The 14,494-nt window shown below is 72.1% G+C and carries 11 protein-coding genes; 9 read left to right on the forward strand and 2 right to left on the reverse strand.

Annotated elements, in window-relative coordinates:
• Positions 1 to 139: 139 nt before the first annotated feature.
• Positions 140 to 511 carry a hypothetical protein gene (locus ACFV9T_RS26200; protein ID WP_385444445.1) on the forward strand — a complete coding sequence of 124 codons (372 nt, stop codon included), beginning with the start codon at positions 140 to 142 and terminating at the stop codon, positions 509 to 511.
• A gap of 73 nt (positions 512 to 584) precedes the next feature.
• Here the strand turns inward: ACFV9T_RS26200 and ACFV9T_RS26205 are convergent, their stop codons facing one another.
• Both ACFV9T_RS26205 and ACFV9T_RS26210 read right to left on the reverse strand, forming a co-directional pair.
• Entirely contained in the window at positions 585 to 2,228 is a 1,644-nt protein-coding gene (locus ACFV9T_RS26205; protein WP_385444447.1) for a penicillin-binding transpeptidase domain-containing protein, read from the reverse strand.
• Between the two features lie 147 nt (positions 2,229 to 2,375).
• On the reverse strand, positions 2,376 to 4,166 hold the full coding sequence (locus ACFV9T_RS26210; protein WP_385444449.1) for a dolichyl-phosphate-mannose--protein mannosyltransferase: 1,791 nt from the start codon (positions 4,164 to 4,166) through the stop codon (positions 2,376 to 2,378).
• A 126-nt stretch (positions 4,167 to 4,292) separates the two neighbouring features.
• Between ACFV9T_RS26210 and rsmI the strand changes: the two genes are divergently transcribed.
• The 8 genes from rsmI (at position 4,293) to ACFV9T_RS26250 (ending at position 14,438) form a co-directional block, all read left to right on the forward strand.
• The gene (gene rsmI, locus ACFV9T_RS26215) at positions 4,293 to 5,171 is read left to right on the forward strand and encodes a 16S rRNA (cytidine(1402)-2'-O)-methyltransferase (protein WP_385444451.1); all 879 of its coding nucleotides are present in this window, start codon (positions 4,293 to 4,295) and stop codon (positions 5,169 to 5,171) included.
• A gap of 171 nt (positions 5,172 to 5,342) precedes the next feature.
• Positions 5,343 to 5,795 (forward strand): hypothetical protein, encoded by a 453-nt coding sequence (locus ACFV9T_RS26220; protein WP_385444453.1) that lies wholly within the window; start codon positions 5,343 to 5,345, stop codon positions 5,793 to 5,795.
• A 53-nt stretch (positions 5,796 to 5,848) separates the two neighbouring features.
• Positions 5,849 to 6,790, forward strand: a complete 942-nt coding sequence (locus ACFV9T_RS26225; RefSeq protein ID WP_385444455.1) for a TatD family hydrolase — start codon at positions 5,849 to 5,851, stop codon at positions 6,788 to 6,790.
• Between the two features lie 91 nt (positions 6,791 to 6,881).
• Positions 6,882 to 8,060 carry a ubiquitin-like domain-containing protein gene (locus tag ACFV9T_RS26230; RefSeq protein ID WP_385444457.1) on the forward strand — a complete coding sequence of 393 codons (1,179 nt, stop codon included), beginning with the start codon at positions 6,882 to 6,884 and terminating at the stop codon, positions 8,058 to 8,060.
• A gap of 32 nt (positions 8,061 to 8,092) precedes the next feature.
• Complete coding sequence (rsmA, locus tag ACFV9T_RS26235) at positions 8,093 to 8,962, forward strand: 16S rRNA (adenine(1518)-N(6)/adenine(1519)-N(6))-dimethyltransferase RsmA (protein WP_385444458.1); 870 nt, start codon at positions 8,093 to 8,095, stop codon at positions 8,960 to 8,962.
• Between the two features lie 637 nt (positions 8,963 to 9,599).
• Positions 9,600 to 10,526: a 4-(cytidine 5'-diphospho)-2-C-methyl-D-erythritol kinase gene (locus tag ACFV9T_RS26240; RefSeq protein ID WP_385444459.1), complete on the forward strand. Its 927-nt coding sequence runs from the start codon at positions 9,600 to 9,602 to the stop codon at positions 10,524 to 10,526.
• A gap of 85 nt (positions 10,527 to 10,611) precedes the next feature.
• On the forward strand, positions 10,612 to 12,453 hold the full coding sequence (locus ACFV9T_RS26245) for an ABC-F family ATP-binding cassette domain-containing protein (protein ID WP_385444461.1): 1,842 nt from the start codon (positions 10,612 to 10,614) through the stop codon (positions 12,451 to 12,453).
• A 221-nt stretch (positions 12,454 to 12,674) separates the two neighbouring features.
• Positions 12,675 to 14,438 (forward strand): hypothetical protein, encoded by a 1,764-nt coding sequence (locus ACFV9T_RS26250; protein ID WP_385444462.1) that lies wholly within the window; start codon positions 12,675 to 12,677, stop codon positions 14,436 to 14,438.
• Positions 14,439 to 14,494 lie beyond the last annotated feature (56 nt).

The raw sequence follows: 14,494 nt of genomic DNA on the forward strand, positions 1-14,494 counted from the left end.
CCCGGTAAATGACCGGTCAACGTTTCTTCAACCTCCCTTCCACACCCACCCGGGAGAGTCATATGTGCCGCCACGGGGAGCACGACCGGCGGCACTGGACAGCACGACGAGCAGCACAACGACTGAAGGAGCGAGACCCATGCGTGTACGTGGACGCCTGACGGGGGCCGGTCTTGGTATCGCCGCGGTGGCGATGGTGGGACTGAGCGCGACCGCGGCCAGCGCCCAGCCCGCCGACTCCATCGGCACCAAGGCGGAGGCGGCGAACGTCCCGGTTCATGTGACGACCGACGCCTACATCCGGTCGGTGCCCGCCACCACCGGCGCCAACTGGGGCAACGTCCAGTTCGGCAGCGACGAGGAGGCCATCTGCTTCACCGAGGGCGGGGAGGCCAGCCTGGGCGGCCGGACCAGCAACATCTGGGTCCAGCTCGACCAGTTGGGCCCGTCCAACGGCTATGTGACGGAACTGGCCCTGCAGAACGGCCATGCCGGTATGCCGCACTGCTGACCGGCCCAACAGAAAGCCGGGCGGGCGCGGAATCACCGCGTCCCGCCCGGCTCCTCAGCCGTATGCCGGGGCGTCAGCCGCCCGCGCGCAGCAGGGCCGACACGATCGGGCCCGCCGTGTCGCCGCCGTGGCCGCCCTCGGGGACCACACCGGCGGCCGCGAGGTCGCCGTTGTACGCGGTGAACCAGCCGTTCGGCTTCTCCTGGTTGTCGACCTCGGCCGAGCCGGTCTTGGCGCCGAAGTCACCGCTCATCCCGGACATCGCCTGGGCGGCGGTGCCGGAGGTGGCGGTCAGGTTCATCAGCTTGCGCAGCTGGTCCTTGGTGCTCGACTTCATCGTCTTGCTCGCCTTGGCCAGCGTCCGGTTGTCCACGGACGGCGCGACCAGGTACGGCTGCCGGAACGTGCCGGTGGACGCCGTGGCCGAGACCGACGCCATGTTGAGCGGGTTCATCCGCACCCCGCCCTGGCCGATCAGCGACGCGGCCTTGGACGCCGCGGACTGGACCGGCACCGCGCCGTCGAAGGTGGGCACGCCGGTCTGCCAGTTGAGGCCGATGCCGAAGACATCACGGGCCTCCTTGGTCAGATCGTCGTCCTTGAGCTTCCCCGCCTGGCTGATGAAGGCGGTGTTGCAGGAACGGGCGAAGCTCTGCTCGAACGTGCCGTTCTTGATCTCGAACTTCTTGTCGTTCTGGAACTTCCAGCCGCCGTAGCTGAAGTACTTCGGGCACGGATGTGCCTTGCCGTACCCGGCCAGTCCCTTGTCGATCAGCGTCGCCGCCGTGATGACCTTCATGGTCGAGCCCGGCGCGTACGAGCCCTGGAGCGCCGTGTTGAAGCCGCTCGCGGGCGAGTTGGCCACCGCGAGGATCTCACCGGTGCTCGGCTTGACGGCCACCACCGACGCCTTGCTGCGCTTGCTCACCTGCTGTTCGGCGGTGGCCTGCAGCTTCGCGTCGATCGTCGTCTTCAGCGTGCCCGGAGTGCCCTTGGAGAGCACCTTCAGCGTCTCGTCGGGGGACTTGGAGCCCTTGCCGCGGGCGATGAAGGTCTCCACGCCCGCCTTGCCGCCGGCCTTCTTGCCGTACCGCTCGCGCAGCCCGGACAGCACCGTCTTCAGCGTCGGGTGGTCGGTGGCGCTCAGCTCCGTACCGTCCCGGTCGACGGCCTTGATCGGCGGAGCCTCGGACTCGCCGGTCTTCAGGGTGTCGCCCTCACCCAGCTTGGGGTGGACGACCGAGGGCTGCCAGTCGACGACCGGCTTGCCCGTCTTGGTGTCGCGCGTCACGGACAGCGCGGATTCATACGTCCAGGGGACGCTCTCACCGCTGTACGCGATCTGGGCGTTGACCGCGAACGGCACCTTGGCGCCGCTGGCCTGTCCCGGATTCAGCTCCACCTTGTCGATATGGGCCTTCTTGCGGTAACCGCTCAGCGCCGCGGTGGCCGCGTCGCTGTCGTCCGTCAGGGCGGCGGCCTTCGCCGTCTCGCCCGCCGACCATGCCGCCAGGAACGTGCGGGCGGTGGTCTTGACCTCGGCCGCGCTGGGCGGGCCGGTCTTCACCTTCTTCACGGTGTTCTTCTCGTCGCCCGACGCGTTCGCGCCGTCCTGGGAACCCGACGAGTCATCCTGGCCGCTGCCGCAGCCGGCAACACTGACGACCATGGCGGCGAACACCGCACTGACGATCGCGGCTCTCGCGCCACTCCGCATGCAGAACCCCCACTGTGTTCTTCGAGTCCCCCCACCGGTGCGGTGGGGGCCGCGGTTCGAGGCACTCTACCGGCATCGTGTGAACCTCCCGCGACCCCTTCGGAACGCCTTCTTCCGGGGGCCTGGCCCAGTATCAGATCCAGGGAGTCAGATCCAGGTGTCGAGCCACATGCGGGCCCGCCAGGCGTCCATCGGCATCGTCTGGCCCGTGTACAGCGGGAAGAAGTAGATGAAGTTCCAGATGATGAGCAGGACGAGGGCGCCCGAGCCGACCGCGCCCACCACCCGCCGGGTGTCGGTGGCCCCCGGCGGACCCAGCAGGGCGCCGATCATCATGGCCACCGCCAGACACAGGAACGGCACGAACACGACGGCGTAGAAGGAGAAGATCGTGCGGTCCTGGTAGAGGAACCACGGCAGATACCCGGCCGCGATCCCGGCCAGCACCGCGCCCGCCCGCCAGTCGCGCCGCAGCGCCCACCGGAAGAGCAGGTAGAGCACGGCGAAGCAGGCCGCCCACCACAGCAGCGGGGTGCCCAGCGCCAGCACCTCGCGCGCGCACTTCTCGGCGGCGTCCTCGGGGCAGCCGTCCTGTCCGGCGCGCGGCGACTCGTAGAAGTACGAGACCGGCCGGGACTGGACCAGCCAGCTCCACGGGTTGGACTGGTAGACGTGCGGCGAGTCCAGGCCCACATGGAACTTGTAGACCTCGGTCTCGTAGTGCCACAGGCTGCGCAGCGGGTTGAGCAGCCAGTCGAAGACACCGCCGGTGCCGTAGCCGCCGCCGTCCGGCTTCGGGGACTCGGCCCAGTGGCGGAAGTAGCCGCTGTCCCGCCAGCCGCGCGCCCGGCTGAAGGTGCCGCTCGCGGCGAACCAGCCCGACCAGGAGGCGACGTACGTGAGGACCGCCACCGGCACCGTCGACAGGAACGCCCACGGCAGATCGCGGCGCAGCACCGTCCGGTAGGGGCGCGGGGCGCCAGCGGTGCGGCGCGCGCCGACGTCCCACAGGACGGTCATGAGGCCGAACACGGCCAGTACGTACAGCCCGTTCCACTTGGTGCCGACGGCCAGGCCCAGCAGCACCCCGGCCGCGATCCGCCACGGCCGGGCGCCCAGCTTCAGGCTCCGGCCGACCGTCGCGTCGGGCCGGGCCGGTTCGTCGTCGCTGCCCGGAACCGCTGACGGCAGCGCCGCCGCGAGCCGGGCCCGGGCCTTGTCCCGGTCGATGAGCAGACAGCCGAAGGCGGACAGCACGAAGAACATCAGCACCAGATCGAGCAGCGCTGTGCGGCTCATCACATAGTGCAGACCGTCCACGGCCATCAGTGCGCCCGCGAGGCACCCGAGGAACGTGGAGCGGAAGAGCCGCCGCCCGATCCGGCACAGCATCAGCACCGACAGGGTGCCGAGCAGGGCGAGCATGAACCGCCAGCCGAAGGGGGTCAGCCCGAAGAACTGCTCGCCCAGCCCGATGACCCACTTGCCGACCGGCGGATGGACCACATAGGACGCGGCGTCGCTCAGCGGGATGTGCTGCGGCGAGTCGAGGATCTTGTCGTTGGCCGTTTTCGGCCAGGTGCCCTCGTAGCCGAACTGCCAGACCGACCAGGCGTCCTTGGCGTAGTACGTCTCGTCGAATATGACGTTGTCCGGGCTGCCGAGGCGCCAGAAACGGGTCAGCCCGGCGACGAGCGCGACCAGCAGCGGCCCGCCCCAGCCGCTCCAGCGGGCGATTCTGGCCGCCACCGCGGGGGTCGCCCCGAGCGTCTCCCACAGCCGGGTGCCCGGCTGCTGGTACGGCGGGACCAGCCGTTCCCGTACGCCGGGCCGGGGGCGGCCCGCGTATCCGAAACGGCGCAGCCGGCGCTGCCAGGCCGGCGGGTGCTGGCCGGCGGCTCGGCCCGGCTGGGCGTGGGTCGCGGTGTCACTGCTCACCGGGCCATCGTAGGGAAGCGGTCTGTGAGTGTGGCGTGGATCAGGTGGTGTCTCGCGGAAGCGGCGGCCGACGCGGCGGAAACAGCGGCCGACGCGGCGGAAACCGCGGGCTGCGAGGATGACCGGGTGACTGGAACGCTCGTACTCGCAGGGACCCCCATCGGCGACACCGCGGACGCGCCCCCGCGCCTGGCCGCCGAACTGGCGGCGGCCGACGTGATCGCCGCCGAGGACACCCGGCGGCTGCGCCGCCTCACCCAGGCGCTGGACGTCCAGCCGGGCGGCCGGGTGGTGTCCTACTTCGAGGGGAACGAGTCGGCGCGCACCCCCGAGCTGGTCGAGGCGCTGGCGGGCGGCGCCCGGGTGCTGCTGGTCACCGACGCGGGCATGCCCTCGGTCTCCGACCCCGGCTACCGGCTGGTCGCCGCCGCCGTCGAGCACGGCATCGCGGTCACCGCGGTGCCCGGCCCGTCCGCCGTGCTCACCGCGCTGGCCGTATCCGGGCTGCCGGTGGACCGCTTCTGCTTCGAGGGCTTCCCGCCGCGCAAGGCGGGGGAGCGGCTGGGGCGGCTGCGCGAGGCCGCCGAGGAGCGCCGCACCCTGGTGTACTTCGAGGCCCCGCACCGGCTGGCCGACACCCTGGCCGCCATGGCGGAGGTGTTCGGCGCGGACCGGCGGGCCGCGGTGTGCCGGGAGCTGACGAAGACGTACGAGGAGGTCCGGCGCGGCCCCCTGGAGGAGCTGGCGGCGTGGGCCGCCGAGGGCGTACGGGGCGAGATCACCGTCGTCGTCGAGGGCGCCGCGGAACCGGGCCCCGACGAGGCCGGTCCCGATGAGCTGGCCCGCCGGGTCGCGGTGCGCGAGGAGGCCGGGGAGCGCCGCAAGGAGGCCATCGCGGCGGTCGCGCAGGCCGCCGGGGTACCCAAAAGGGTGGTGTTCGATGCGGTCGTGGCGGCAAAGAACGCGGCCGCGGGCGCGCCACGCGAAGGTAAAGCTCACCACTGAATGGCAAAGGGCAGGCCTGCCGTTCGGGCGGTTTCGATAGTGCACAGCTAAATCTCCCCCAAAGAGAGGGAAGAGCTGCTGCGATCCCGCCGGGAAAGGCGTCCACTGGAGGAGAAGCGAAGGGGACGTACCAATCCCGGAAGACTTGTCCTGCGGGCAAGAGGAGCTGCCATGACCGAAATAGCGGGAGCCTCGAACGGCGTGCACCCGATAACCCGTCCCACCGACGGCCCGGCGGGCGGTGAGGTGGCCCACGAGGCCTACGCCTTCGCCTGCATGAAGTGCGGGCACGGTTGGGAACGGTCGTACGACATCGAGCACCACGTGGACGGCGAGGGCCACCCCTTCGTCGTGTACTTCACCGGCGGCACGCGCGTTCCGTCTCCGCTGACGAGCCCCGACTGCGTCAACTGCGGTGCGCATCTGGTGCGCATCATGCGCGCGGGGCAGGTCGCGTCGGTCCTGGAGAGCGCCCGCCGCGGCGCCCCGCGTGCGATGACGGAGCCGAAGCCGGATGGTTCGGAGCCGGACGGCGCGGCGGACGCCGAGAGCCCCACGCGGCGCCGTGGGCACCACTGGCACCTGTCGAATCTGCTGCACCCCTTTTCGCACCATCGCAAATGAGCCCGGCAGGGGTCAGCTGAGCGCCATTTGCTCGCATTCATAGAATCACGCACATGGCGCAATCAGCATCGAAGAACAACGGCGGACAAAACGGCAGGCAAAAGGAAAAGGACGCTCCGCCCCCGCTCCCGGACCCCCTGCGGGTACCGGTCGCCGACTCGCACACCCACCTGGACATGCAGACGGGAACCGTCGAGGACGCCCTCGCCAAGGCGGCCTCGGTCGGTGTGACGACCGTCGTCCAGGTGGGGTGCGACATCGCCGGATCGCGGTGGGCTGCCGAGACCGCGGCCGCCCACGACGCCGTCTGGGCCACCGTCGCCCTCCACCCCAACGAGGCGCCCCGCATCGTGCTGGGTGACCCTGACGGCTGGTCCCGGCAGGGCGCCAGGGAACCCGGCGGCGACCGGGCCCTCGACGCGGCCCTCGCCGAGATCGACACCCTCGCAGCCCTCCCCCAGGTGCGCGGCGTCGGCGAGACCGGCCTCGACTACTTCCGCACCGGACCCGACGGCATGGCCGCCCAGGAGCGCTCCTTCCGCCGCCACATCGACATCGCCAAGCGGCACGGCAAGGCCCTGGTCATCCACGACCGGGAAGCCCACGACGACGTCCTGCGGGTGCTCGCCGAGGAGGGCGCCCCCGACACCGTCGTCTTCCACTGCTACTCCGGCGACGCCGCCATGGCCAAGGTGTGCGCCGAGCACGGCTACTACATGTCGTTCGCCGGGAACGTCACCTTCAAGAACGCCCAGCCGCTGCGCGACGCCCTCGCCGTCGCCCCCCTCGACCTCCTCCTCGTGGAGACCGACGCGCCGTTCCTCACCCCCGCGCCCTACCGCGGACGGCCCAACGCCCCGTACCTGATTCCGTTCACCCTGCGGGCCATGGCCGACGTCAAGGACGTCCCCGAGGGCACCCTGGCGGCCGCCGTGGCGGTCAACACCGCGCGCGTCTTCGGCTATCCGAACCCGGGTGCTCCCCAAGACCGTTGACGACGAAGGGTAATTAATCGGCTTTGGAGAGTGACGGAACACTCCGCTACAGTCCGCGGCACCTTTAAGGCGTGACCCGTGGAGTGTTGTCGTGAGCCGTACGCAGGGCAGCCACCGCGTCCCGGGCGGCCGTGCCGCCGCCCGCCGAGCCGCCCGGCGCGGACGCCTCCCGGCCCGTACCGACCCGGTGCGGCGGCTGCTGCCGCAGGCGCTCGTGGTCGCCGCCCTGGCCGGGGGCACCTCCGCCTTCGTCGCCCAGGACAAGGCGGTCCGGCTCAGCGTCGACGGCCACACCCGCACCCTCCACACCTACGCCGACGACGTGGCCGAACTCCTCGCCGACGAGGACGTCGACGTCAGCCCGCACGACATCGTCGCCCCCGCCCCCGGCCAGCCCCTCACCAGCGGCGCCGAGATCGCCGTCCGCTACGGCCGCCCCGTCGCCCTCACCGTCGACGGCGAGCGCCGCCGGGTGTGGACCACCGCCCATACCGTCGACGGCGCGCTGCGCCAGCTCGGTGTGCGCGCCGAGGGCGCCTATCTGTCGGCGTCCCGCTCCGCCGCCATCACCCGGAGCGGGCTCGATCTCCACGTCCGCACCGAGCGCACCGTCACCTTCCTGGCCGACGGGCGCGAGCGCCCCGTCCGCACCAACGCCGCCACCATCGGCGAGGCGCTCGCGGCGGCCGGGATCACCCTGCGCGGCCACGACACCACCTCCGTGCCGCAGGACACCTTCCCGCGCGACGGCCAGATCGTGAGGGTCATGCGCATCACCGGCGGCAGGGAGATCCGCGAGACGCCGGTCCCGTTCCCGACCATCCAGCGCGCCGACCCCACCCTGTTCAAGGGCACCCACCTGGTCGCCCGGGAGGGCCACCCCGGCACCCTGCGCACCATCTACCAGGTGCGCACCGTCGACGGCGTACGGCAGCGGCCCCGCAAGGTGCGCACCGAGACCGTACGGGCGCCCGTCGCGCGCATCGTCCGGGTCGGCACCATGACCCCGCCCACCGCCGTCGCCGGGGCCGACCGGCTCGACTGGCAGGCCATGGCCCGCTGCGAATCGGGCGGCCGCCCGGGCGCCGTCGACAGCTCCGGCCGCTACGGCGGGCTCTACCAGCTCGACCGCCAGACCTGGCAGGCCCTCGGCGGCCACGGCAGCCCCCAGGACGCGCCTCCGGCCGAGCAGACGTACCGGGCCAAGAAGCTGTACGTGCAGCGCGGCTCCGCGCCGTGGCCGCACTGCGGCCAGAAGCTGCGCCAGTGAACGGTCCCGCTGCCGCCCCGTAAACTTCCCCGGTGAGCTCAACCGACCCCATTGACGCCCTGCTGGGCCCCGCCGACATCCGCGACCTCGCGGCCCGGCTCGGCGTACGCCCCACCAAGCAGCGCGGCCAGAACTTCGTCATCGACGCCAACACGGTGCGGCGCATCGTGCGCACCGCCGAGGTGCGGCCCGACGACGTCGTCGTCGAGGTCGGCCCCGGTCTCGGCTCCCTGACCCTGGCCCTGCTGGAGGCCGCCGACCGGGTCGTCGCGGTCGAGATCGACGAGGTGCTGGCCGCCGCCCTCCCGGCCACCGTGGCCGCCCGGCTGCCGGGGCGCGCCGACCGCTTCGCGCTCGTCCACTCCGACGCGATGCAGGTCACCGAGCTGCCGGGGCCCGCGCCGACCGCCCTGGTCGCGAACCTCCCGTACAACGTGGCCGTCCCCGTGCTGCTCAACATGCTCGCCCGCTTCCCCACCATCGAGCGCACGCTGGTGATGGTGCAGTCGGAGGTCGCCGACCGCCTCGCGGCCCCGCCCGGGTCCAAGGTGTACGGCGTGCCCTCCGTGAAGGCCGCGTGGTACGCCCACGTCAAGCGCGCGGGCGCCATCGGGCGCAGCGTCTTCTGGCCCGCCCCGAACGTCGACTCCGGGCTCGTCTCCCTGGTCCGCCGCGACGAACCCCTCGCGACGACCGCCTCCCGCGACGAGGTCTTCGCCGTCGTCGACGCGGCCTTCGCCCAGCGGCGCAAGACCCTGCGCGCGGCCCTGTCCGGCTGGGCTGGTTCGGCCCCCGCCGCCGAGGCCGCCCTCACGGCGGCAGGCATCTCCCCCCAGGCCCGGGGCGAGTCCCTGACGGTAGAAGACTTCGCCAAAATCGCCGAACACGCCCCGCCCGCCTGACCGCACGGGGCGCCTGCGCCGGGCTTGTTCCCCACCCCGCCCCTTCCCGAACCGGGGGGCACCCCCCGCCCCCCAACAGGGGGGGGGCCCCCCCCCCCCCCCCCTGCCCGACCCGGGGGAAAGCCCCCGGCCCCCCAACTGCGGGGCTCCGCCCCGCACCCCGCCAGGGCTGCGCCCCAGCCCGCCGCTTCGGGGCTGCGCCTCCGGTCGCTCACTGGGGTTGTGCCCGGGGTTGCGTCCCCGGGCCCCCGCCGGGGCTGCGTCCCGGGCCCTCGCCAGGGCTGTGCCTCCGGGCCCTCACCGGGGCTGCGCCCCCGGACCCCCACCGGGGCTGCGCCCCCGGGCCTCCACCAGGGCTGTGCCCTGGGCCTCGTAGGGCCTTTGCCTCGGGTCGCCGCTTCGGGGCTGTCCCCGGGCCCCGCTGGGTCCGGGGCGGAGGCGCCGCATCCCAGCCTCTCCGGCGATTGAGGAGCGGGGGCCGGGGCGGAGCTCCGGTTCGGGAAGGGGCGGGGTGGGGACGGCTCGCCGCAGGCGCCCCGGGCCGAGGGGCGGGACGCCGCCAGGGGGCTTGGTGGGGGCGGTTCGCCGCAGGCGGGACAATGGGGGCGCCGGACATTCGAACTCACCGAGGAGCCCCGTGACCCGATCCGTGACCGCCCGCGTCCCCGCGAAGGTCAACGTTCAGCTCGCGGTCGGCGGCCTGCGCCCCGACGGCTTTCACGACCTGGCCAACGTCTTCCTCGCCGTAGGGCTCCACGACGAGGTCACGGCCACCCCGGCCGACACCCTCCGCGTCACCGTCGAGGGCGCGGACGCCCACCACGTCCCCGCCGACCACACCAACCTCGCCGCCCGCGCCGCGATCGCGCTCGCCGCACGGCACGGCATCGCCCCGGATGTCCATCTGCACATCGCCAAGGACATCCCCGTCGCGGGCGGCATGGCGGGCGGCAGTGCGGACGCCGCCGGGGCGCTGCTGGCGTGCGACGCGCTGTGGAGGACGGAGACGAGCCGCGCCGAACTCCTCGCGCTCTGCGCCGACCTGGGCAGTGACGTCCCGTTCAGCCTGGTCGGCGGCGCGGCCCTCGGCCGGGGGCGGGGGGAGCTGCTGACGCCGCTGGAGACGGGCGGCACGTTCCACTGGGTGTTCGCGGTCGCGGACGGCGGGCTGTCCACCCCGGCCGTCTACCGGGAGTGCGACCGGCTCCGGGAGGAGACCGGGGCGGGCGCGACCGTCGAGGACATCCCCGACCCCGAGCCGTCGGAGGCGCTGCTCACGGCGCTGCGCACCGGGGACCCCGCCGCGCTGGCCGCCGCCGTGACCAACGATCTGCAGCCCGCCGCGCTCTCCCTGCGCCCGGCGCTCGCCGAGACCCTGCGCGCGGGCGCGGACGCCGGGGCGCTCGCGTCGCTGGTCTCCGGATCGGGCCCGACCTGCGCGTTCCTGGCGAAGGACGCGGAGGCCGCCCAGACCGTGGCCACCGCGCTCACGGCCTCCGGCACCTGCCGCACCGTACGGACGGCGTCCGGTCCGGCGGCCGGGGCGGCGGTCATCGCGCCGTAAGCGGTCAGCGGAGAGCCCGCCCGCCGTAGCCGTGCGCGGACGCGACTACCCTGGGACGTCGGTCGATCCGCGTATCTGGAGTGTGATGGTCACCAACTTGGTCAACGTCGAAGCCGTCGGCAAGGTGTACGGCACCCGTGCACTGCTGGACGGGGTGTCCCTCGGGGTCAACGAGGGGGACCGGATCGGCGTCGTCGGCCGTAACGGGGACGGGAAGACCACGCTCATCCGGATCCTCGCCAAGCTCGAACCGGCCGACAACGGCCGCGTCACCCACTCCGGGGACCTGCGGGCGGGCGTGCTCACCCAGCACGACTCGCTCGACCCCGCCGCCACCGTCCGGCACGAGGTGATCGGCGACCTCGCCGACCACGAGTGGGCGGGCGACGCCAAGATCCGGGACATCCTCACCGGGCTGTTCGGCGGGCTCGACCTGCCCGCCTTCCCGCAGGGCCTGGACACCGTCATCGGCCCGCTGTCCGGCGGCGAGCGCCGCCGTATCGCGCTCGCCAAGCTGCTGATCGCCGAACAGGACCTGATCGTCCTCGACGAGCCGACCAACCACCTCGACGTCGAGGGCATCTCCTGGCTGGCCGGTCATCTGCGGGCCCGCCGCTCCGCGCTGGTGGTGGTCACCCACGACCGCTGGTTCCTCGACCAGGTCTGCACCCGCATGTGGGACGTGCAGCGCGGCGCGGTGCACGAGTACGAGGGCGGCTACAGCGACTACGTCTTCGCCCGGGCCGAGCGCGAGCGCATCGCCGCCACCGAGGAGGCCAAGCGGCAGAACCTGATGCGCAAGGAGCTGGCCTGGCTGCGCCGCGGCGCCCCGGCCCGCACCAGCAAGCCGCGCTTCCGCATCGAGGCGGCGAACGCGCTGATCGAGGACGTCCCGCCGCCCCGCGACACCGCCGAGCTGATGAAGTTCGCCAACTCCCGCCTCGGCAAGACCGTCTTCGAGCTGGAGGACGTGACCGTCACCGCCGGGCCGAAGATGCTGCTCAAGCATCTGACCTGGCAGCTGGGGCCCGGCGACCGGATCGGCCTGGTGGGCGTGAACGGCGCGGGCAAGACATCGCTGCTGCGCGCCCTCGCCGAGGCCGCGCGCAGCGAGGGCGAACAGCAGCCCGCAAGCGGCCGGATCACCGTCGGCAAGACCGTGAAGCTCGCGTACCTCTCGCAGGAGGTCGCCGAACTCGACAAGCGCCTCCGCGTCCTGGAGGCCGTCGAGCAGGTGAAGCAGCGCGTCGAGCTGGGCAAGGGCAAGGAGATGACCGCCTCCCAGCTGTGCGAGAAGTTCGGCTTCACGAAGGAGAAGCAGTGGACGCCGGTCGGCGACCTGTCCGGCGGTGAGCGGCGGCGGCTGCAGATCCTGCGGCTGCTGATGGACGAGCCCAATGTGCTGTTCCTGGACGAGCCGACGAATGACCTGGACATCGAGACCCTGACCCAGCTGGAGGACGTACTCGACAGCTGGCCGGGCTCGCTCGTGGTCATCAGCCACGACCGGTACTTCCTGGAGCGCACCACCGACCGGGTGCTCGCCCTGCTGGGCGACGCCACGCTGCGGATGCTGCCGCGCGGGGTGGACGAGTACCTGGAGCGGCGGCAGCGGGCGCTGGCCGCGACGCCGTCCGCGTCCGGCTCCGGTTCCGGTTCCGGCAAGCAGAAGGCCGCGGAGACGCCGTCCGACGGGCAGGCGCCGCAGCGTTCGGCGGCCGAGCAGCGTGCCGCGAAGAAGGAACTCCAGAAGATCGAGCGGCGGCTGGACCGCATCAGCGAGCAGGAGTCCACGCTGCACGCCCAGATCGCCGAGGACGCCACGGACTTCGCCCGGGTCGCCGAGCTGGACGCCAAGCTGCGGGAGCTGACGGGGGAGCGGGACGACCTGGAGACGCGCTGGCTGGAACTCGCCGACGACGCATGAGCAACAGTCGCGTCACGGGCCGGTCTCAGCTGCTCAATGAGTTGGCGACCGGTCCGTGGCTTGTCATGACCGGGTGATACAAAGAACTCCCGCCTTGCCCTGCTGCTCACCGGCGGGTCGCATGTCCGATTCACTCCATCCTGGCGGCCTTTGGCACCAACGCCTCCGGGATAGCGGGGGAGGCCGAGTCGGTTCATGGGCTCGCGTACAGAGGAATACGCATGTCACAGCCGCCTCCGCCGCCGAATCAGCCGCCGCAGGGCGGCTTCGGCGCGCCGCAGGAGCCGAGTTACGGCTATCCGCAGCAGCCGCCCGTCCCGCCCCCGCCGCCCCCCGGCCCGCCGCCGCAGCCGCCGCAGACGCCGCCGCAGACGCCCCCGCAGGGCGCGGGCGGTTACGGCTACCCGAGCCCGTACCAGCAGCAGCACGGACAGCAGCAATTCGGCCAGCAGTACGGGCAGCAGCCCTACGGCCAGCAGCAGTACGGCTACCCGCCCCAGCCGCAGTACCCCGGCGGCCCGGGCCACGGCGGCCCCGGCGGCAGCGGCCGGTCCAAGCAGCGGATGGCGGTCATCGTCAGCGCGGTGGTCGCGGTCGCCCTGATCATCGGCGGCGGCATATGGTTCGCGACCAGCGGTGACGACAAGTCCGACGAGCAGGCCAAGGACAAGGGCAAGCAGACCACCCAGGGCAGCAGCAGCGGCGGCACCGGCGGCACCGAGAACAAGCCCGCCCCGAAGACGGTCAACGCCCAGCTGATCAACAAGCTCCCGATGCCGAAGGTCAAGAGCCAGGTCGTGGTCCAGGGCATGTGGACCACCGACGACACCTTCGTGAAGGCCGGTGCCAACAAGATCGACGGCTATCCGCTGAACGGCGGCAGCCCGAAGTGGTCGATCCCGCTGGCCGGCGCGGTCTGCTGGTCCTCGGAGCATGTCACCAAGGACGGTCTGACCGCGGTCGTCTACCAGGAGGCCAAGCCCTCCAAGGAGGACCAGTACCCGAGCTGCAGCCAGGTCGCGCTGCTGGACCTGAAGAACGGCAAGATGCGCTGGCACCGGGACATCAGCGAGGGCGACGAGAAGGTCTCCTTCGACCAGGTGACCATCGGCGGTGGCACGATCGCCGCGGGCGGTTCCAGTGGCGGCGCCGCCTGGTCGACCTCGGGCAAGCAGCTGTGGAAGCCGCAGTCCACCGGTGACTGCAAGGACCGCGGCTACGCCGGCAGTGACACCAAGCTGGTCGCGGCGCGCCAGTGCGGTCGGTTCGACAATCCGCAGATCCTGGTCCAGACGCTGAACCCGAAGACGGGTGCGGTGAAGTCCGAGTATAAGGTGACGCGGGGCCTCAAGTTCGTGTACATCGTGTCCGTCGATCCGCTGGTGATCGGGCTCGACGCGGGCGACTCGTCCAGCTCCGGGGTCTCCGACTTCTTGTCCGTCGACGACAGCGCCAAGGCCGGTACGGTGCGTGGCAAGATCAGCACTGAGAACGGCAAGTATCAGGCCAGGTGCGGCTCGACCAGTGTCGAGGACTGCAAGCAGGTCGCCGTCAGCAAGTCGGCCGACGCCCTCTTCCTGGGGTCGGAGGACCGCAATAGCTACGACAGCGGCACCACCGCCAACGAGATCGTGGCGTTCAGCCTGGCCACCGGCAAGCCGGTCGGCAAGGCGGACGGTGCCAAGGGCGCCGCGATGACCCCGCTCGGGCTCGACGAGGACGGCTTCGTGCTCGCCTACCAGGAGAGCACGTTCGACCAGGGCGGCGCCGTCTGGCGCGTCGACCCCAAGTCGTACGAGAAGGCGAAGCTGCTGCAGAACCCGACCTCCAGCGGGGCGATGGAGATGAAGTTCAGCCCCACCTATTCGGAGATCATCTACTCCCAGCAGCGGCTGTATATGAGCACCGTCTACGCCGACAAGCCCTCGGGCTCGTACGACGAGGAGGACCCGCTGGCCCTCGTCTTCGGCAGCGGCGGCAGCTGACCGCGCCCTGCGCACACCTCGGCGGCCCCGCCCGTACGCACCGTACGGGCGGGGCC

Origin of the sequence: Streptomyces sp. NPDC059850, assembly GCF_042731515.1 — a bacterium.
In the GTDB taxonomy this organism is placed as follows: Bacteria; Actinomycetota; Actinomycetes; order Streptomycetales; family Streptomycetaceae; genus Streptomyces.

Bases quoted from the DNA above. Each gene is read 5' to 3' on its own strand.
- ACFV9T_RS26200 (WP_385444445.1), top strand. From the start codon at position 140: ATGCGTGTACGTGGACGCCTGACGGGGGCCGGTCTTGGTATCGCCGCG.
- ACFV9T_RS26205 (WP_385444447.1), bottom strand. From the start codon at position 2,228: ATGCGGAGTGGCGCGAGAGCCGCGATCGTCAGTGCGGTGTTCGCCGCC.
- ACFV9T_RS26220 (WP_385444453.1), top strand. From the start codon at position 5,343: ATGACCGAAATAGCGGGAGCCTCGAACGGCGTGCACCCGATAACCCGT.
- ACFV9T_RS26225 (WP_385444455.1), top strand. From the start codon at position 5,849: ATGGCGCAATCAGCATCGAAGAACAACGGCGGACAAAACGGCAGGCAA.
- ACFV9T_RS26245 (WP_385444461.1), top strand. From the start codon at position 10,612: ATGGTCACCAACTTGGTCAACGTCGAAGCCGTCGGCAAGGTGTACGGC.
- ACFV9T_RS26250 (WP_385444462.1), top strand. From the start codon at position 12,675: ATGTCACAGCCGCCTCCGCCGCCGAATCAGCCGCCGCAGGGCGGCTTC.